The organism is Kallipyga gabonensis (genome assembly GCF_001286805.1).
In the GTDB taxonomy this organism is placed as follows: domain Bacteria; phylum Bacillota; class Clostridia; order Tissierellales; family Peptoniphilaceae; genus Kallipyga; species Kallipyga gabonensis.
The window spans coordinates 692,825-711,593 of record NZ_CXYV01000002.1 but is presented as its reverse complement, the minus strand read 5'-3'; the positions used below and the strand labels follow the sequence as shown (position 1 = coordinate 711,593).

Sequence of the window (18,769 nt, the reverse complement as noted above, 5' to 3'; positions counted from 1 at the left end):
CATTTGGGCCGATGAAACCTGCCCTGCCTCATAAACTTTATCCTGTTCTTTCTTATTCTATCAAAAAAAATGGTCTCGGGAAGCCCGAGACCATAAATTAATTAACTTTTTTTCGTTTTTGGCACAAATTCACACGCCCATGGGATCGATCTTCCAAATTTCCCGGGCATATTCTCCTATCGTCCGGTCAGAAGAAAAATAGCCGGAATTAGCCAGGTTGGCCAGGCACTTTCTTGCCCAGCCCAGACGGTCACGATAATCCTTGTCGATCTTCTCCTGAGCCTCCGCATACTTTCGGAAGTCATAGAGAACATAGTACTGGTCTCCCCGTTCTCCGTGTTGGGGTTTGACCAGAGAATTGTAAATATCCAGGAACATAAAAGTCCCGTTGTCATGGAAGGTTCGATCATCCAGGAGGTAATCCACCACCTGCTTGATTTCCCGGTCCTTAAAATAGTATTCCTTGGGATTGTAAGAGTCAGCCATGGAATTGAGCTCCTCCACCGTAGCTCCGAAGCGATAGTTATTCTCTTCACCGGCCTCCCGGAAGATCTCAATATTTGCTCCATCATAGGTTCCCAGGGTTGGAGTGGCATTCATCATGAACTTCATGCAGCCCGTACCTGAGGCTTCTTTGCCGGCAGTGGAAATCTGCTCCGATACGTCCGCAGCCGGGAAGAGTTTCTCCGCCGAAGAAACCCGGTAATTTTGAAGGAAAACCACCCGGAGCTTGCCTCTGGTATCGGGGTCTGAATTGACCGTATGGGCAATCTCGTTGATGAACTTAATGATGGCCTTGGCCCGGAAGTAACCCGGTGCTGCCTTAGCCCCGAAGAAGAAGGTTCTGGGGACCATGTCCATGCCCGGATTTCTTTTGAGCTGGTTGTAAAGATAAAGGATGTGAAAAGCGTTAAGGAGCTGACGTTTGTACTCATGGAGGCGTTTGATCTGGATGTCGAAAATGGAATCCGGATCAACGTCAATCCCCTCGGTGCGGAGGACGTAATCGGCCAAATCCTTTTTTCTCCGATACTTGATGGCATTGAGTTCCTTGAGGGTCTCCTCATCATCCATGTACTTTTCCAGTCCCTTGAGCAGGGTGAGGTCATGGTGCCAGTCATCAGAACCCAGCTTCCGGCTGATAAATCCGGCTAAATCAGGGTTAGCATACATCAGCCAACGACGGGGAGTAACCCCATTTGTCTTGTTATTAAACTTATCCGGGAAGAGTTTGAACCACTGGCTAAGGGTCTCCGCTTTGAGAATAGAGGTATGGATCCGAGCAACCCCGTTGACGGAAGTGGACATCCAAACCGCCAGGTAGGCCATCTCCACTACCCCATCATGGATGATCCGGTATTGACCCAGACTATCCCCACCCTGCCCATAATGGGCCTCCAGGTCGGAAATCATCTTGGCATCAATCTCTTTAATCAGGGTCAGACAACGGGGAGAGACCTCATCGACAATATCCAGGGGCCACTTTTCCAGGGCTTCCTGGAGGACGGTGTGGTTGGTAAAGGCAAAAGTCTGGCCCGCAATCTCATAAGCCCGATCCCAGGACAGGCCCTCTTCATCGATCAGGATCCGCATGAGCTCAGGGATAGCAATGACGGGATGGGTGTCATTGAGCTGGATGGCGGTCATATCGGAGAAGTGGTCGAATTTGCGATCCCCCGGGAAATTTTTCTTATAACGGATGACCAGGTCCTGGATGGAAGCCGAGGTGAAAAAATACTGCTGCTTGAGACGGAGGACCTTCCCGGCTCGCTGAATATCATTAGGATAGAGGACCCGGGTAATATCATGGGCCCGGTTCATCCCCGCGATAGCATCCGAATATTGGAAGTTATTAAAGAGGTCGAAGTTGAAGCCCGAATCGATGGGCTCGGCCTGCCAGAGGCGGAGGGTATTGACCACCCCGTTTTGAAAGCCGACGATGGGCATATCATAGGGGACAGCCATGACGACTTCGTCTCGGAATCGAACCGGACGAGCATACTTGTCCTTGCGGATGGACCAGAAATCTCCCCGTCGGAGCCAGTCATCCCCCAGCTCTCGCTGGAAGCCATCGACAAAGGTCTGCTTGAAGATACCTTGAGAATAGCGAACCCCATACCCCTGTACCGGCATGCCCATGGAAGCCGCCGAGTCAATGAAACAAGCGGCTAAACGGCCCAAACCGCCATTTCCCAGGGCAGCATCCTCTTCCTGGTCTTCCAAATCCTCGAAGTCTACCCCCATGGACTGAAGGACTTCCTTGACCTCATCCAAGATGCCCAGGTTAAGTAAATTGTTGCCCAGGGAACGTCCAATCAAAAATTCCGCTGAAAAATAGTATTCATTCCGAATTTTCCGGGCTTTATTTCGGCTTGCCACCCACTCGTCCTGGACCTTAGTCATGACCAGGGAAGATAAGGCACCATACTTTTCGTAATCGCTGGCGTGTTCAAAATCCGTTGAAAATTTCGTTTGCAGGTGGGCCTCGAGTTCTGTCATAAATGCGTCTTTATCCATATCTCCTCCATCTGCTCTTATTCGTTTTGGCTTCCGCTTTTCCTGGTCATCATGTCCAGTTTCTTCATCTGATCTTCCAGCTGAAGGGCGTGAATCATCTCTTCAATGTCTCCATCCAAAAAGTCCTGGAGCTGGTAGATGGTCCGGTTAATCCGGTGGTCGGTCACCCGGCCCTGCTGAAAATTGTAGGTCCGGATCCGCTCGGACCGGTCTCCCGTTCCCACCTGGCTCTTTCGGTCCTCGGATAATTCCTTTTGCTGCTCTTCCAGTTTCATCTCATAAAGACGGGCACGGAGAACCTGCATAGCCTTGGCCTTATTCTTAATTTGAGATTTTTCGTCCTGGCAGGTCACTACAATCCCTGTTGGCTCATGGGTCAGGCGAACTGCCGAGTCCGTCGTATTGACGCACTGTCCCCCATGGCCCGTGGACCGGTAAACATCCACCCGAATATCGTTGGGATCAATCTCCACATCCACCTCTTCCGCCTCCGGGAGGACGGCAACTGTAGCTGTAGAGGTCTGGATTCGGCCCTGGGACTCCGTTTCCGGAACCCGCTGGACCCGGTGAACCCCGGATTCATACTTCATCCTGGAGTAGGCTCCCTCCCCCTTCATCATGAAGGTGGCCTCGCGGATCCCACCGATGCCCTGGCTTTGGGCATCAATCTCTTCGGTCGCGTAACCCTGCTTGTCGGCATACATATGGTACATCCGGTAGAGGTCGCCGGCAAAGAGACCGGCCTCATCGCCCCCCGCTCCGGCACGAATTTCCACAATGACATTTTTGTAGTCGTTGGGGTCCTTGGGGATGAGGAGGATTTTCAGCTCCTCCTCCAGTTTTCCAGACAGGATCCGATTTTCCTCCTTGTCCATCTGAAGCATATCCACCATTTCGGGGTCCTCAGCAACTTCCAGCATTTCTTCGTCTTCTCGGACCTTAGCCACGGCTTCTTCATATCTATTATAGGTCTCCGCAATGGGCTTAAGGGCATTGTAGTCCCGGTTGACCACCCGCCAACGATCCATATCGGATAAGAGATCCGGATCCGCCAGCCTGGCTTCCATTGCCCGAAGACGTTCGTTAACATCTTTTAAGTTCTCAAACATGATTCCCTCCCTTGTCTCCATCGTCCAAAAGCCATCCGGTCTCGGTGGCTGTAATCTTTCCGTATTTCAATGTCATCGAAGCCCCGCTCTTCGAGGCGGTCTCGAATCCATTCTCCCTGGTCGTCCCCGATCTCCAGGGCCAGCCATCCCCCCTCCTTGAGATAGAAAGGAGATTGGGCCAGGATCCTCTCGTAAACGGCCCGGCCATGGTCAGATGCATAAAGGGCCAGGTCCGGCTCATAGTCCAGTTCTTTTTGAAGATTTCCCTTTAGGTCCGGATCCACATAAGGCGGATTGGAAATAATCCAATCAAAAGGAGCTTCATTCTCAGCCAGGGCTTCAAAAAGGTCCCCATGGACCCACTCCACATCCCTTTCCGGCAGATGAAGAAAGGCTTGGTTCTCCCTGGCCAATTCCAAGGCTTCCCCGGATAAGTCACTCCCCATCATTTTACCCCATTGAACCCCTTTATTTCGGGCTTCCAAAGCGAGGGTAAGGGGAATAATTCCCGATCCGGTTCCCAGATCCAAAATACGGTCGCCCGACCGCATTTCCTCGAAAACGGCCTCCACTAAGAGCTCCGTCTCCGGGCGTGGAATAAGTGCCCGCTCATCGACCAGAAAAGTCCTTCCGTAGAAGTCCCACCGCCCTAAAACATACTGGAGGGGTCGTCCGGACTGCCTGTCCCGGGCTTTTTGGCAGACCTCCTCTTCCTGGACTTTCGACAGTTCTATGTCCCCCGCGGTCCGAATCCAAGACAGAGGTCGCTCCAATACATAGGATAGGGCAATATCTCCCTCTCCCTGAGGAAAAAGGATCTTCGCTTGATTGATGTTCATGGAGCGGCCTCGCCTTTCAATAAAAGAATACTTGAATAAATACGAAAATGTAAAAATAAAAAAAGGCCAGCGACCGCTGACCTTTCATGCTTGCTAGTCTAAATTGTACTTCTTCTTGAAGCGTTCGATCCGTCCACCACGCTCCGCTGTCTTCTGCTTTCCTGTATAGAAAGGATGGCATTCGGAACAAACTTCGACGGAAACTTCCTTCTTGGTGGAACCTGTTGTGAAGGTATTACCGCAAGCACAAGTGACCTTGGCGTCTTCGTAGAATTCAGGTTGGATTTCCTTCTGCACTGCACTCACCTCTTCTCCCTGTAGAATCTTTATCCAATTTGTCTCGACTCGATGGCCTTGGATTTTCAACGGCCTCGCTCGCCGTGACCTTCCATAACTCAAGATGATCCTAAACTGAATAGCCTATTAATTATAGCATAAAGGCCATGCCAGGGCAAATTCCGGAAGATGGTTTTTCCCACCGGATGACCAAAAGTAAGAATATAGCCTTCCTACTGCTCAATAACCTCGAAAAGAATCTTTTCCAGCCTATGGCTCAGGCTTTCAAAATCAAAGTCCTCAGCAGCCTTTATTGCTCTTTGCTTCATCTCAGATAGACGGTCATCATCCCAGGAAAGGACTTCTTTTAACCCCTCTACCATGGTTTCCACCTCCTGGTCCGGGCACTCAATGCCTACATCATACGAGCGAATGACGGAGTGATTGTTCCAGACCGTGGAAAAGATAGGCCTTCCCGAAGCCAGATATTCGAAGACCTTATTATTGGAAGATCCGTACTGGTTAAGGCCGACTTTTTTGTGGTGTTTGAGGGTCAAATCCGCCCGACTGAGTATCGAAGGAATCTCCTTTTTTTGTACCCGTCCCTTAAAAAGAACATTGGTGATCCCCATGGCCCTGGCTTTTTCTTCCAGCCGGGGACGCTCAGGCCCTTCTCCATAGAAAAGAAACCGAACCTGGGGAAGTTCCTCTCGGATGGCGAAAGCCAGGTCTAAGATCCGATCAATTTCATAGATCCGCCGTATGGACCCGGTATAGACCACCTTGTAGGTTGAAGGATCATCCAGGTCCTCATCCTCGTAATGAACGTGGGCAAGATTTTCTCGATATTCCTCCAGGTCCACCCCATTGTTAATATAGTGAATCCGGTCTTGAGGAATATCATCCCACCCCATATCCCTGATATAGTCTTTTCCCCCTGAAATGGTAAAAATAGAAGCCTGTGCATTACCGTGAAGACGGTGTTCCAAACGGTAAAGATGGGCTAATATGGGCTTGGCTAGGATCTTTTTTTCCAAATTTCCATATTGCACTAGGGAAAGGGGCCAGAGGTCTCTTTCTTCAAAGACAAAGGGAATCCCGTGCTTTCGTGCAAATTTCATCGCCTTTTGCCCGGAAAAAGGGGTGGGCGAGGAAGCATAAATGACATCCGGTCTCTCCCCCGCTGAATAAAGTTGGTCCATGGCCCGGGTTAAATTCCGGTTAAACTGAATACCGTTGAGGATCCGCCGGTAGTCATTCTTGTGGTAATCCATCCCCCGAACAAAGGTAAAAGTGACGTCATCAAAATCCACTTCCCGGATCAGTTGACCCCTTGCCGTAAAATTTTTTTCGGTATTATGAACCATGGAGTCCGTTAAAATGCGAACCGAGTGCCCCCACTCCTGGAGGTAGTGGGAAAAATAGTAATGGCGAACAAGTCCCCCCAGTTGTGGGGGGACAGCGTGGTTATTGACAATCCAAATTTTCATCGGACGGGTCATAGGGCCTCGACATTCTCCAGGGCATGGCCACCGGGAACTCCATTTCGCGTATCAAAAATCATCTTGGCATTTTTCACCAGCATATCATAATCGAAAGCCTGGTGAGCCGTGGTGATGACCAGCAAATCCGCTTCCTTAACCTGGTCAGCGGTGAGCTCCTTTAAGCCTTCATAAACATGCCCCTGGCTCTTGAAGGAGGGAATATAGGGATCATAGAAATCCACATTGGCTCCTCTTTCCTTCAGGATCTCGTAGACGTCAATGGCCGGGCTTTCCCGGTAGTCATCAATGTCATTTTTATAGGCCACGCCCAATAAAAGAACGCGGGACCCCTTCAGGGACTTCTCCTGGTCGTTCAAAAGACGAGCCGCACGATCGACCGTATACTCAGGCATCCGGTCATTGACGGTCATGGAGCTTTCAATCATTGAGGTGTGGAAGCCGAATTCACGGGCCTTCCAGGAGAGGTAATAAGGATCCAGGGGGATGCAGTGACCTCCCAGGCCCGGGCCCGGATAAAAGGCCTGGAAGCCATAGGGTTTGGTCTTGGCCGCATCAACGACCTCCCAGATGGAAATCCCCATTCGATCGCAGAGCATGGCCAATTCATTCACTAATCCGATATTGATATTGCGGTAGGTGTTTTCCAAAAGCTTTTCCATCTCTGCGACTGCCGGTGACGACACCTTGTGGATGTCCGTGTCCAGGATGGATTCGTACATGGCGGCGATAATCTCTGTCGCCTCTTCTCCGATTCCGCCAACCACCTTTGGAGTGTTCTTGGTCTTGTAAACCGCATTGCCCGGATCCACTCTTTCGGGGGAAAAGCCCAGGAAGAAATCCTCTCCACAGGCCAATCCTGACTCCTCTTCTAAAATGGGAAGGAGGAGTTCTTCGGTGGTTCCCGGGTAGGTGGTGGATTCCAATACCACGGTCGTTCCTTCGGTGATGTATTGGCCAATGGATTCGGTCGAGGATTTTACATAAGAAATATCCGGTTGCTGGTACATATCAAGTGGGGTTGGAACGCAGATGGCAATAAAATCCACATCGCCCACCCGACTGAAGTCACAGGTGGCCTCCAGGATCCCCTCTTTCACCTTTTGGGCAAGGTCATCGTCTTGAATATCACCGATATAGTTTTCACCCCGGTTGACCTTATTAACCTTGGCTTCCTGGACATCAAAACCAATGGTGTGAAAACCCGCCTTTGCCATTTCCACAGCCAGAGGGAGGCCGACATAACCCAGACCGGCAACCCCGCAGACCATTTCTTTTCCCTCTATTTTTTTCAGAATCTCCTCTTTCATTGCATCCTCCTGAAAATATACTTCACCTGTAAAGACAGAAATAATCCCATCTTTCAACTCTTTATTCTGCACGGATCTATTTTACCATATTCTTTCCTCTTCACTGGAAAGCCAAACTAATTACGGACGTGGAGGACATATACTGGGACGTGATAGGGCTTGATCAAATCATGCTGGTGACTGTACCAGGACCGGGAAGTCTTCCCCTCTTCGATAAGGATTGCCAGGGATTGGATGGCTGCCTTCTCTCCCGAATAGGATAGGATGTCAGGGAGGCTATCCAAACCTTCTATGGCATTTTGAGCAAGGATAACCTGTCCCCGGTTGTGGGCGAAGAAATCTTTAAGACGGGTTCGATCCTTTTCCTTCTTTCGGTTAAACATGAGGAATACATCATCCATAGTCCAGGCATACTGGAAGGCATAGCGAATCGTATCCTTGAGCAAATAGAAGAAGAAAAGGAGGAGGAAGATGCCAATCAGGCCTAAAATGGCTCCCGCCATGGCTAAGGTTTTGGGGGAAGTTCCCACCCGCTTAACCTTGACCTGGTCAGGAACGTTGATCAGCTGACCGGTAGCGTCTCTTTCATGGTCGATCAGGTGAGGGCTGGTGATGACGTAACGAAGAGTGTTTGTCAGAATGGGAACATCTCCTCCCATAATCTGATCAAAGTAATAGTTGGCCAGTTTTAAGTTTTCCTCTGCGCTTGCCCCATTATTCACGTAAAATTTCTGTACTTCACTTGCTCGATTCCTGTTAACAAAGATTCCCCCCCGTTCATCCCGAAGGCTGGGGTCATAAAAGAACATCTCCGCCTCATACCATTTATCCAGGGGAATTCCTGTTTTCGCCTGAGCGGTCTTCACCATATCAGGGCTGGAAAAATAGGCATCCAGAAGTGCGGCATTGCTGAAGTAGGTTCCACCATCGTACATGATGGAGACTTCAAAGACCGCCGGCTGCTGAGCATAGACATTCGCCAGGACTTCCTTATAGGCGACTTCTTCTTCAACAACTTTTTCAGTCCCACCCTCTTTCATCTGTTTGGATCCCAAGAAGAAGGCCATGCCTCCAAAAAGGGCAACAAAGAGGACGACCAGAAGGATCTTCTCACGCAGGAGACGGAAAAATTCTTTAATAATTACGGTTAAACTCATTGTTCATTCCTCTCTTCTAATTCGCTTACTTTAAGGAAGCTGATGACCAGGCCGAAAATAACCCAATGCCATTCGACAGACATATTGTTTGATGAAATCTGGGAAAGTAAAATCCAGACAATGACGAAAATCAGGAGGGCATTCGCCTCAGGACGGAAACGAGGATTCTTCCTTCGATCCACCAAGCCCATAATGGTCAGGATATAGGTGACCAAATAGATGAAGAAGCCGATAATGCCGTTCCCCACCAGGATCTCTCCCCACCAGTTATGAAGATCCGCTTTTTTCCCGGTCTCAAAAATAGCATCAACGACCATGGTCGGCCGAATATTGCCGGACCCGATGCCCAGGCCGTGAGATCGGGCGAGAAAAACCAATCCATTTTTCAGCAAGCCTAATCGGATCTGGCCGGAGGAGGTGTAGGAAAGGGTCCCCGGGTTGGTCATGATGTAAACCACTTGAGCAATCTTCGGATAGAGAGCCCGAAGACTGATGCCCACTCCGGCGAGAATAAAGGCCCACTCCCCATTCAAATGGAAGGTGATGTCGGTCTTTACCCAGGACAAATAGATGAAAAGGATGAGGATAAGGCCCAAACAAGCCAGGGAAAGGCGAGATTCACTTTCATAGACGAGCACAAGTGAAATTACCATCAGAAAAACGGTAAAAACCAGAGAGGGAATATTCTTAATCCTGAAAATCCTGACCGTGGATAAGGCGACAAAAGCGGTGACAAAGCTGGCAAAATCGTTGGGATTGGCAAAAATAGTAAAGGCAACCCGTCTTTCATAAGGGGCACGGTTCTCCCCCCATAAGGTGATGAAAGCTTCATCGCCTAAAATATAGCGGCCGGTCAAACTCTCATAAAGGCCCATAAAAAGAAGGGCCACCATAAACCACCAGACAATGTGAAAAACCAGCCTCCACTCTTTCATGGTCCGGATATAGAAAAATAAACCCGTAATGGAAAGTAATCCCAGGAAAATCAGAAAGTTTGCCCGAAACCACTCCGGTCTATACTCTGCCCAGAGAATGCCGACCAGGGAAAAGGCAAAGAAGGCAAGATAACCCAGGTAGATTCGGGATGCCCCCAGGTGAGGTTCCCAGACCAGGTCTTTTTTTCTGATGATAAGGTGGTAAACCATCATCGGCATAAGGAGAAAGGCCATGAACCGATAGATGGACAACTGAGCAAAGGGCAGAGGAAGGGCAAAAAGCTCTGTCCCCAAAAAGACAGAACCGGCCATAATTGCCAAATATAGGGCCATTCATTTCTCCTTTCTTTGCTGTCTAATCAAAATTCCACTCCCCTTCTCCCCGGAAAATTTCCAGCATGGTGGTAAAGGTGGAAGATTGGACAAGAAGTTCCAAAGCGAAAGCAATGATCAGAACGGGGAGGCGTCCGGGAAGATTAAGGGCATAGTAAATGCCTGTTCCGAAAAGAAGGAACACCGTAATGATCTGCTTTTTTTGAGGAATCCGGAATCCGCACTTTCGTGAAAAAAAGGTCCTCGACAGATAGAATACGATAAAAGACACCGCATTGGCAATGGCCGCTCCACGAAAACCCAGCCGGGGGGTCAGGAAGAAGTTCACAAGGAGAGAGGACAAAAAGATCATCAGGGAGATAATCATATTGTATTCCGACTTCCTTTGAAACATGATCCCCAAACAGGAGATTTCCGAAAGAATCCGCATAATGTGGCGGATGGAAAGAAGACCTAAAATCAGGTCGACGTTTTGATAGCCTTCTCCCAGGACCTTGGGTACCAAGGGGGAGAAAAGGAGGAGGAAGAAAAAAATGCCGGTCAAAACCAGGAGAAGAGCATCGGAAATGAAGGCATAATGCTTTACGGCCCGGTCTTCCTCATACCAACGGAGGGCGGTGGGAACCCAGAAGTTCATGAAGGCATTGGTCACCAGGGCAAAGAGGTTGACGATGGCCGCAGCCGCATTATAAATGCCCAATTCCTCCGCAGAAGCAAAAGAACGGAGAAAGAGGTTGTCCAGGGTGTTGAGGACAGCACCCAGGGCAATTCCGATAACGAGGGGAAGGCCGTAACGAACCATGCGACCGAAAAGAACCCGATCTTTTTCAAAAAGACGGAAGTCCAGAAAAGAACGAAAACGGTAAAGGAGATAAATATCCGCTGCCAGCCAACCCAGGGTCATGCCTAAAACCGCACCCGAGTACTCACGGTTACCGGAGAGAAGGATGGTTACCGTAGCGACAAAGACCATGGCTTTAATGCCGATGCCGATTTTCGAGTAGTCCAAAGCACGCTCGGCCATACGGACAACGAGGAAGATAAAACGCTCCAGGACCCCCATAAGGCACCAAAGGCCACCTAAGATGACGAGATAACCATCCTCAGGCCGTCCGAAGAACCACTGAGAAAGGCGGTGGCGAAAGAGAATGGATAGGAGAAAAAGAAAGGCGGATACCAGAAAAGGAACAATGACCGCCTGTTGAAAGACATGCACCTTCCGGTGGTCGGTGTGGTACTCCCGGACATAGGCCTGGTCAAATCCCAGGCAAAGAAAGGGAGGGATTTGGGTCACAATATTTTTGAAAAAAGTAAAAATGCCGTAGTTCGCTGAGGTCATCAACCGGGTCATGATGGGAATCTGGACAACGGAGATGAGGGCACCGACAAAGGAACCCAGTGAAAAACCGGCGAGTCGTTTTAAGAAATGCTTCATATCGTAATTCCTTGATAAAGGTCTACATAGGCATGACAGATCCTCTCCCAATCAAAACAATGGGCCTGATCCATGCAGGTTTGTGACCGCTTTTCATAGTTTATCAGGATCTTATCTATCGTCCTGACCAGATCTTGAGGATCTTGGCTGGATGCGTGGTAACCAACCTCCCCCTCCTGAAAAAGCCCATCAAATCCCTGTCCTTGGGTGTAAATGACGGGGAGCCCCTGACTCATGGCCTCACCATAAACCAGGCCGAAGGTTTCCCGTTTGGATAAGAGGACAAAGAGATCAGCAGCTCGGTAGTCCTTGATGAGATCCTCCTGGGCCTTTGGTGGCTCAATTTGAACGAAGGGATAGGCGGATAGCTTTTTCGCATAATCGGCATCCCTCACTTTCCCGATCATCCGATAAGAAAGAGGCCGACTTTTTTCCAGCTGACTAAGGGCCTGGCAAACCAGGATCTGGTTCTTGTTATCCTCAATGTTGCCGACAGTCAGAATCTGAAGTTCTCTGTCTTTTTCAAACCTCTTCGGACCTTCCGGCCGGTTTTCTAAAAAAACCGGGGCGATTCCGTTATAAAGGATATGACTCTTTTCTTCCAAAGTCCGGGCCTGATCCCGGCTCACATACCGGTCCAGAACTTCCCATTTGGATGACGCAGAAAGAAAAACCACCGCCTCCGCTTCCTTCAAAATCTTTCTTCCCAGTCCCCTGAGGTAAAAACGCAGGCGAAAAAAAAGAAGATCCGTGGATCGAACGGCTACGATGTAGGGAATCTGATGGCTTTTTTTCAAACGGTAGGCCAAATAGCCATCCGTAAAAAGGGTGTGGGCGTGGGTCATGGAAACCCTGCTCACATCGATGTTGTCAACAAGAGAGCGGTAGATCTTTTTCTCTTTCAAAAAAAAAGAAAGCCGATCCCGGTTTTGAAACGGAAGGGTGGAGATGATGTACTCTTTATCAAAAGGGCTCCCCTTCTCCGGCAATCCCAATTCCTCATGAGAAAAATGGAAGCTTTGGATAGTCAGACCCATATCCTGCATTCCCTCCCACAAATGGGTGTAGAGAGCGGATCGGTTGGCACAGATTTGTAAATATAGGGGGTTGTCCATGCGTACACCTTCCTTCCTATCTTATCCATCATACCACGAACGATCGAGTAATTTTGAATAAAAAATGTGATCGACCAGGTCGTAAAAAACAAGAGACCCGGCCGGTCGGTCGGGTCCCTCTCTCTTTGCCTTGACGATCTTATCTCTTGTTGGACTTTCTCCAAATGCCCATTTCCTGAGCCTGGGCAATCAGACCATCCCGCATCTCCGGATGGGCGATGGAAATCAGCCCTTCCGCCCTCTGCCAGAGGGACTTGCCCATGAGGTTGACGGACCCGTACTCGGTCGCGATGTAATGGGCGGTATGACGGGGGTCAGTAATGGCCGTTCCCTCTTTCATCGTGGGAAGGATATTGGAGACCTTCTCCCCCTTGGCATTCTCAAAGGTGGAAGCCAGGGCGATAATGGACTTCCCACCCTCGGAGAGGTAGGCGCCCAGGACAAAGTCCAACTGACCACCGGTTCCGGAGATCTGGCGGTTGCCCACGGATTCCCCGTTGATCTGGCCAAAGAGGTCAACGTTGATGCAGTTGTTGATGGAAATAAAGTTGTCCATTTGTCCGCAGACATAGGGGTCATTGACATAGTCCACGGGAGCAGCGATGACAGACCGGTTGTTGTCTAGGTATTCGTAGAGGTCGGCCGTTCCCATGGTAAAGGCGAACATCTGCTTGCCCGGATGAAGCTCATTGTAGCGTCCGGTAAGCTTGCCGGCCTTGGCCATCTTCATCATGGAATCCACATACATCTCCGTATGGATGGACAGGTCTTTGATATCGGATTCGGCGATCATGGCACCAACGGCGTTAGGCATGCCACCGATTCCCAGCTGGAGGGTGGCCCCGTCAACGACGTAGGGAAGAACATTTTCCGCAATTTTTTTATCCAGTTCGGAGGGCTGGGCATCGGGAATGGTATCCATGGGTTCGGAGGATTCGACAATAGCGTCAACTTGAGACACATGGAGGACATCTCCAAAGGCTCCCGGGACCTGGGGCATATTCTCATTCACTTCTACGACAATTTTCTTTGCCCGCTTGATGGTCTCCCAAGTGGAGGCAATGCAGGGCCCCAGGTTGAAGTAGCCGTGCTTGTCCATGGACCCCACCTGGAGGAAGAGGACGTCGACGCTTTCAATGTCTCCCTTGCGGAAGTAGAGGGGGAGCTGGGCGAACCGCATGGGGGCAAAGTAGACGTTCCCCCGCTTGACGTTCTTTCGATCAGTTCCTGAATAGTACCAGGAGTTCCACGTAAAGACATCCCGACCCACCCGGTCGTTGGCATCTAAGATGGCCAGAGGGTGGTAAAGGAGGTAGCCGCGAACATTAACATCTTCCAGGTCCTCTGCCCGGTCGGCCAGGGCCTGGTCCAGCTTCTTTGGAACGGAGAGGGCATGACCGTAGTCCAGCCAGTCCCCGGATTGAACGATCTTTACCGCCTCTTCAGGCGAAGTCAATTTCTCTTGATAAATCGATTGAAAATCACTCATACAGGTGTCCCCTTTCTGAAATAGGAAGTAGGTGGAGAAGGTTTTCTTCTCTTGAAAATCGACCGGTCCCTATCGGACCCGGATCTGATTAAGCGAGGGGTCTACATGGCATAACCCGCTTCTAGAGCTATTATAAGGCTCTTAGGGATTAAATTCCAGTTCACCACCCTAGTCGGAAAGAAGGTAAAAGGATCCGCTGGCAGAACCGATCAAACGGCCATTGACCGTTAACCGGCAGGTAGAGGTGAGGATACGCCCCCCCTCTCGAAGGGCCCGAGCCGTCGCAACAACCTTATCCCCGGGCAGGGCCCGGCCCAGAAAACGATAATTGATATCCAGGGTGACATAGGATCGGTTGTCCTCCCTGTTGCTGAAACAGGTTCCCATAGCCGTATCCGCCAGGGCCATGACTACCCCACCGTGGGCTATGCCTCCCCCATTCAATTGACTCTGGCCAATGATACAGGAGAGAACAGCAAGATCATCGTCTTTCTTGTCCACCTTTATCCCCAAAAGTTCTCTAAAGGGTGAGGCGTATTCCATGGAATTGTCGTTTTTCTCCCTGCTCGGCTCATCCGCTGACCGGTATTTTGGGATCATTGTTCGTCCTTTCTTTTCTTTCTATTCGCTTAAATAACACTACTAATATACCCCCTCGGCAAAGAAAAAAAGCAAGCCTCCCCTCAACCGTCCGTAGAACGGCTGGTGAACACTTGCTTTTTCTTCATTGATGATTGGAATTACAGCTTTTTGAGGAATAGCCGGATCATATGTTGGAAATGACCGGCTTGTCGTTTACCTTCCTCAATTACTTCCGTCTCCGTTAAAGGAGACCCGGACATCCCCGCTGCCATATTGGAGGCGAAAGAGACCCCGCAAGTTTTAAGGCCCATATGGTTGGCTGCTGTCGCTTCAATTGCAGTGGACATCCCCACCATATCGGCACCCAGACTCCGGGCCATCCTGATCTCAGCCGGCGTTTCATAGGCCGGTCCGGTGAACTGGATGTAAACCCCTCGGTGCATTCGGCAACCGGCTTCCTTCCCCGCCTCTTCCATCAGGTCCTGGAGATGGTCATCATAAACATGGGTCATATCGGGAAAGCGAGGCCCGAGTTTTTCCGGATTAGGTCCCAACAAGGGTGAGGGGACAAAAGAAGTGATATGGTCCCGAAGGATACAAAAATCACCGACGCTGAAATCCGGATTACAGGCACCGGCCGCATTGGTCAAAACCAGGCTTTCGATCCCCATTAAGCCCATCAGGCGGATGGGGAGGACACAATCCTCAACATCATACCCTTCGTAAAGATGGATGCGACCCTGCATGAGGACTAAAGGAAGGCCTTCCAGCTGACCGAAAATGAAACGTCCAAGATGACCCGGAGCTGTAGAGACCGGAAATCCCTCAATATCCTGATAGTCAAGGATAAGAGGATCTTGGATTTGGTCGGCCAAACCGCCTAAGCCGGATCCCAAAACCAAGCCCACCCGGGGCTTGGTCTTCTGAGGGTTTCCAATTTTTCCTTCTGTTAAAGCGAATACCTCTTTAAGACAGGTATCCAGTTTTTCCCAGCAGGACTTAGTTGAGGGCATTACTATCCGCTCTTTGCTGCTTCAACCGGTTGTATTCATTCTGGAAGAAGGGAACCTGGCTGTCGGACATATAGACCAGGTGGCCGGGAGCAACTTCCCGAAGGGTATGGACGCCCTGGTCCGTCTCATACTTAGACTCATCGTAAACAATCAGTTCCTTCTTCTTTTCAATCCGGGGATCCGGAATCGGAACGGACTGAAGAAGAGACCTGGTGTAGGGATGGACCGGACAGGCAAAGAGCTCATTGGTCTCAGCCAGCTCGACGATGCGTCCATGGTGGATAACCGCAATCCGGTCGGAGAAGTAACGAACGACCGACAGGTCATGGGCAATGAAGAGGTAGGTGATCCCCTGCTCCCTCTGGAACTTGTTCATGAGGTTAAGAACCTGAGCACGAATGGAGACGTCCAGAGCGGAGATGGGCTCATCGGCAATGATAAACTCCGGATCCATGACGATGGACCGGGCAATCCCGATCCGTTGACGCTGACCACCGGAGAACTCATGAGGATAACGTGACTTATGCTCGGGCAAAAGACCAACGGAACGAAGAGCCTCGGCTACTTTTTCCGCCCTCTCCTCCCGTGACTTGTAAAGATGAAAGTTATCCAGGCCTTCTGCCACGATGTAGTCAATGGTAGCACGCTCATTCAAGGAAGCTGCCGGATCCTGGAAGATCATCTGGATCTCCCGGACTACCTCTCGGCGAACATCCTTGGGCAGGCGATCGTTGATCTTCCGTCCCTTGTAAATAATCTCTCCGGCAGAGGTTTCGTTCAGACCGATGATGGCTCGTCCAATCGTGGTCTTTCCGGAGCCGGATTCCCCAACCAGGGAGAAAGTTTCCCCTTTATGGATTTGGAAATTGACGTCGGAAACGGCCTTGAATGGATTCTTCCCATTGTAAAAGGTGACATCAAGATTCTTAACATCCAAGAGAACTTCGCCAGTCTCGACAGGTTCGAAGATCTGCTTTTTATTCGTCTTTGTCTCTGTCACTGTAGATTCCTCCCTTCGATGTCAGTGCCTTCATTTTATCATGCAAATCCTGTATCACTAGGGGTTTTTCAACCTTAGGAGCCCGGGGATCTTCCAACCAGGTCTTGGCAAAGTGGGTGTCCGAAATCTTAAACATGGGCGGTTCTTCCTGGAAGTCAATGCCTAGAGAATACTGATTCCGAGGGGCAAAGGCATCACCAACCACTTTTTTGAAAAGGGAGGGTGGAGTTCCCGGAATGGCGAACAGATCCTCTTCCTTATCGCCTAGCTGGGGCAGTGCTGATAAGAGACCCCAAGTGTATGGATGGCGGGGATCATAGAAGATCTCTTCAATCGTCCCGTATTCAATAATCTGTCCGGCATACATCACCGCAACCAAATCTGCAACCTTAGCGACCACACCCAGGTCATGAGTGATGTAGATGGTCGTAAAATTATATTCGTGGGAGAGCTCTTTGATCAGCTCAATAATCTGTGCCTGGATGGTCACATCAAGGGCGGTCGTCGGTTCATCGCAGATCAGGACTCTGGGCTGGCAGGCCAAAGCGATAGCGATAACAATACGCTGACGCATACCACCGGAGAACATGAAAGGATACTCATCATAACGCCTGTCCGCATCCGTAATACCGACGCGGGACATGAGGTCAACGGCTATTCTTCGAGCTTCCTTCTTGTCCTTTTTCTGGTGCTTGATGATGACTTCAGAAATCTGATAGCCAACAGTACGAACCGGGTCCAAAGAGGTCATGGGGTCCTGGAAGACCATAGCGATCTTACTTCCCCGAATTTTCTCCCATTCGCTGTCTTTCGTCAGTTTGGAGATGTCTCGACCCTCAAACCATACTTCTCCATTGGAGATTCTTCCGTTGGAGTCAAGCATCCCGGTAAAGGTCTTGGTGAAGACCGACTTTCCGGAACCGGATTCGCCGACGATGGCCACCACCTGGCCTTCTTCGAAGTCCATGGAGATGTTCCGGATGGCGGTGAGTTCTTTATCACGAACCTTAAATTTTACTTCAAGGTCCTTGACGGAAATAATAGGATTATTAACATTCATTTCCATAGTCGCCTCCTTACAGCATATGGTTGCGCGGATCCGCAGCATCTGCCAGGGTCTGGCCAACCAGATAGGTGGTAATGGAAATCAGGGCCGTCAGTCCCAGGGGGATCAGGAAGAGGTGGGGAGCTGAGGTCATATAGCTCACGTTCTTCTGAACGATACGTCCCAGGGAAGCTGATTCCTCCGAAAGACCGGTACCGAGGAAGGAGAGGTAAACTTCCGTGGAAATAAAGGCCGGAATGGACCGGGATATGGAGGTGACGATGACGGAAACCAGGTAGGGTAAAACATTGTGAATGATCATCTTGGGTTTGGAAGAACCCAGGGTTCTTGACGCCAGGTTATATTCACGATCACGGATAATCATAACCTGAACCCGATAGAAATAGGCCTCCCCCACCCAGGTCGTCACGGTCATAGCAAAGATCAGCTGGGGAACACCGGCGCCCAAAGCATAGGACAGGACCATGACGATAAGGATAAAGGGAATATTGGATACGATGTTATAGACTTCGATCATGACCATATCCACCCGTTTGGAGAAGCCCCACCAGGTCCCGACCACCAGGCCGATGACGGTAACAATCAAGGTGGCGATGATGGCAATGGACAGTGAAGTTCTTGCTCCTGCCCAGACCTGGTTAAATAGGTCAATGCCTTTATCGTTGGTTCCGAAAAGGTGTTCCGATGATGGCGGAAGGAACCACTGGGATTTATCGTTGATATTTGTCGCATCCATGTTGGAGAAGCCGGAAATCATGGGCTGAATGAAGGACATGAGAAGAATAAGGGCCAAGATGATGAGCATGGTGATCGCCACCTTGGAGGAGAAGAACTTCTTAAAGACGGACCCCCAGTAAGAATACTCCGGGGCGGCAATCTTCTCGGAAACCTTCTCATCAACCCGGTAGAAAGAAAAGGGATCTACCTGATCGACTTCTTCAAGCCCGCTGTGGGTTTCCTCGGCAGAAGGGGGTTGGACAATTTTCTCTTCGGTAGTCTTTTCAAAGGACTGAGCCGATTTTTCATCCTCAGCAAGGACTTCAGCAATCTCATCCCGAAGGTTGGGACTTTTCTTGTTTTGATCGGTCATC

16 protein-coding genes are annotated in these 18,769 nt (G+C 50.1%); all 16 read right to left on the bottom strand.

The genetic code is table 11. From position 1 onward, the window contains the following. Positions 1–129: 129 nt before the first annotated feature. The 16 genes from BN2373_RS04635 to oppC all read right to left on the bottom strand — a co-directional run bounded on the left by BN2373_RS04635 (position 130) and on the right by oppC (position 18,768). Complete coding sequence (locus tag BN2373_RS04635) at positions 130–2,517, bottom strand: glycogen/starch/alpha-glucan phosphorylase (RefSeq protein WP_053942969.1); 2,388 nt, start codon at positions 2,515–2,517, stop codon at positions 130–132. 17 nt (positions 2,518–2,534) lie between these two features. Further along, positions 2,535–3,626 carry a peptide chain release factor 1 gene (gene prfA / locus BN2373_RS04630; RefSeq protein ID WP_053942968.1) on the bottom strand — a complete coding sequence of 364 codons (1,092 nt, stop codon included), beginning with the start codon at positions 3,624–3,626 and terminating at the stop codon, positions 2,535–2,537. Further along, positions 3,611–4,465, bottom strand: coding sequence for a peptide chain release factor N(5)-glutamine methyltransferase (gene prmC / locus BN2373_RS07670; protein ID WP_074018019.1), 855 nt, complete (start codon positions 4,463–4,465; stop codon positions 3,611–3,613). Before prmC ends, prfA begins: the two co-directional genes overlap by 16 nt. 93 nt (positions 4,466–4,558) lie before the next feature. Beyond that, on the bottom strand, positions 4,559–4,762 hold the full coding sequence (gene rpmE, locus BN2373_RS04625; RefSeq protein WP_019133956.1) for a 50S ribosomal protein L31: 204 nt from the start codon (positions 4,760–4,762) through the stop codon (positions 4,559–4,561). A gap of 212 nt (positions 4,763–4,974) precedes the next feature. Next, a complete protein-coding gene (locus BN2373_RS04620; protein WP_053942967.1) occupies positions 4,975–6,243 on the bottom strand; it encodes a glycosyltransferase family 4 protein in 1,269 nt (422 codons plus the stop codon). Next, complete coding sequence (locus tag BN2373_RS04615) at positions 6,240–7,553, bottom strand: nucleotide sugar dehydrogenase (RefSeq protein WP_053942966.1); 1,314 nt, start codon at positions 7,551–7,553, stop codon at positions 6,240–6,242. The genes BN2373_RS04620 and BN2373_RS04615 overlap by 4 nt, the downstream gene beginning before the upstream one ends. A 116-nt stretch (positions 7,554–7,669) precedes the next feature. After that, positions 7,670–8,710, bottom strand: a complete 1,041-nt coding sequence (locus BN2373_RS04610; protein ID WP_053942965.1) for a hypothetical protein — start codon at positions 8,708–8,710, stop codon at positions 7,670–7,672. Continuing rightward, positions 8,707–9,978, bottom strand: a complete 1,272-nt coding sequence (locus tag BN2373_RS04605) for an O-antigen ligase family protein (RefSeq protein WP_053942964.1) — start codon at positions 9,976–9,978, stop codon at positions 8,707–8,709. Before BN2373_RS04605 ends, BN2373_RS04610 begins: the two co-directional genes overlap by 4 nt. 22 nt (positions 9,979–10,000) lie before the next feature. Beyond that, positions 10,001–11,413 (bottom strand): lipopolysaccharide biosynthesis protein, encoded by a 1,413-nt coding sequence (locus BN2373_RS04600; protein WP_053942963.1) that lies wholly within the window; start codon positions 11,411–11,413, stop codon positions 10,001–10,003. Continuing rightward, complete coding sequence (locus tag BN2373_RS04595) at positions 11,410–12,528, bottom strand: glycosyltransferase family 4 protein (RefSeq protein WP_053942962.1); 1,119 nt, start codon at positions 12,526–12,528, stop codon at positions 11,410–11,412. Before BN2373_RS04595 ends, BN2373_RS04600 begins: the two co-directional genes overlap by 4 nt. Before the next feature lie 139 nt (positions 12,529–12,667). Further along, positions 12,668–14,017, bottom strand: a complete 1,350-nt coding sequence (locus tag BN2373_RS04590; RefSeq protein WP_053942961.1) for an acetyl-CoA hydrolase/transferase family protein — start codon at positions 14,015–14,017, stop codon at positions 12,668–12,670. Between the two features lie 168 nt (positions 14,018–14,185). Then, positions 14,186–14,617 carry a PaaI family thioesterase gene (locus BN2373_RS04585; RefSeq protein ID WP_053942960.1) on the bottom strand — a complete coding sequence of 144 codons (432 nt, stop codon included), beginning with the start codon at positions 14,615–14,617 and terminating at the stop codon, positions 14,186–14,188. A 140-nt stretch (positions 14,618–14,757) separates the two neighbouring features. Next, positions 14,758–15,612, bottom strand: a complete 855-nt coding sequence (locus tag BN2373_RS04580; protein WP_053942959.1) for a purine-nucleoside phosphorylase — start codon at positions 15,610–15,612, stop codon at positions 14,758–14,760. Continuing rightward, positions 15,599–16,612 (bottom strand): ATP-binding cassette domain-containing protein, encoded by a 1,014-nt coding sequence (locus tag BN2373_RS04575; RefSeq protein WP_238379628.1) that lies wholly within the window; start codon positions 16,610–16,612, stop codon positions 15,599–15,601. The genes BN2373_RS04580 and BN2373_RS04575 overlap by 14 nt, the downstream gene beginning before the upstream one ends. Next, positions 16,590–17,678: an ABC transporter ATP-binding protein gene (locus tag BN2373_RS04570; RefSeq protein ID WP_053942958.1), complete on the bottom strand. Its 1,089-nt coding sequence runs from the start codon at positions 17,676–17,678 to the stop codon at positions 16,590–16,592. The genes BN2373_RS04575 and BN2373_RS04570 overlap by 23 nt, the downstream gene beginning before the upstream one ends. 10 nt (positions 17,679–17,688) lie before the next feature. Continuing rightward, a complete protein-coding gene (gene oppC / locus BN2373_RS04565) occupies positions 17,689–18,768 on the bottom strand; it encodes an oligopeptide ABC transporter permease OppC (RefSeq protein ID WP_082338003.1) in 1,080 nt (359 codons plus the stop codon). Position 18,769: the final 1 nt, after the last annotated feature.

Coding starts and splice junctions, on each gene's coding strand:
- BN2373_RS04580 (WP_053942959.1), bottom strand. CDS start 15,612: ATGCCCTCAACTAAGTCCTGCTGGGAAAAACTGGATACCTGTCTTAAA.
- BN2373_RS04570 (WP_053942958.1), bottom strand. CDS start 17,678: ATGGAAATGAATGTTAATAATCCTATTATTTCCGTCAAGGACCTTGAA.
- BN2373_RS04635 (WP_053942969.1), bottom strand. CDS start 2,517: ATGGATAAAGACGCATTTATGACAGAACTCGAGGCCCACCTGCAAACG.
- BN2373_RS04615 (WP_053942966.1), bottom strand. CDS start 7,553: ATGAAAGAGGAGATTCTGAAAAAAATAGAGGGAAAAGAAATGGTCTGC.
- prfA (WP_053942968.1), bottom strand. CDS start 3,626: ATGTTTGAGAACTTAAAAGATGTTAACGAACGTCTTCGGGCAATGGAA.
- BN2373_RS04590 (WP_053942961.1), bottom strand. CDS start 14,017: ATGAGTGATTTTCAATCGATTTATCAAGAGAAATTGACTTCGCCTGAA.
- BN2373_RS04600 (WP_053942963.1), bottom strand. CDS start 11,413: ATGAAGCATTTCTTAAAACGACTCGCCGGTTTTTCACTGGGTTCCTTT.
- BN2373_RS04610 (WP_053942965.1), bottom strand. CDS start 8,710: ATGAGTTTAACCGTAATTATTAAAGAATTTTTCCGTCTCCTGCGTGAG.
- BN2373_RS04605 (WP_053942964.1), bottom strand. CDS start 9,978: ATGGCCCTATATTTGGCAATTATGGCCGGTTCTGTCTTTTTGGGGACA.
- prmC (WP_074018019.1), bottom strand. CDS start 4,465: ATGAACATCAATCAAGCGAAGATCCTTTTTCCTCAGGGAGAGGGAGAT.
- oppC (WP_082338003.1), bottom strand. CDS start 18,768: ATGACCGATCAAAACAAGAAAAGTCCCAACCTTCGGGATGAGATTGCT.
- BN2373_RS04595 (WP_053942962.1), bottom strand. CDS start 12,528: ATGGACAACCCCCTATATTTACAAATCTGTGCCAACCGATCCGCTCTC.
- BN2373_RS04585 (WP_053942960.1), bottom strand. CDS start 14,617: ATGATCCCAAAATACCGGTCAGCGGATGAGCCGAGCAGGGAGAAAAAC.
- BN2373_RS04620 (WP_053942967.1), bottom strand. CDS start 6,243: ATGACCCGTCCGATGAAAATTTGGATTGTCAATAACCACGCTGTCCCC.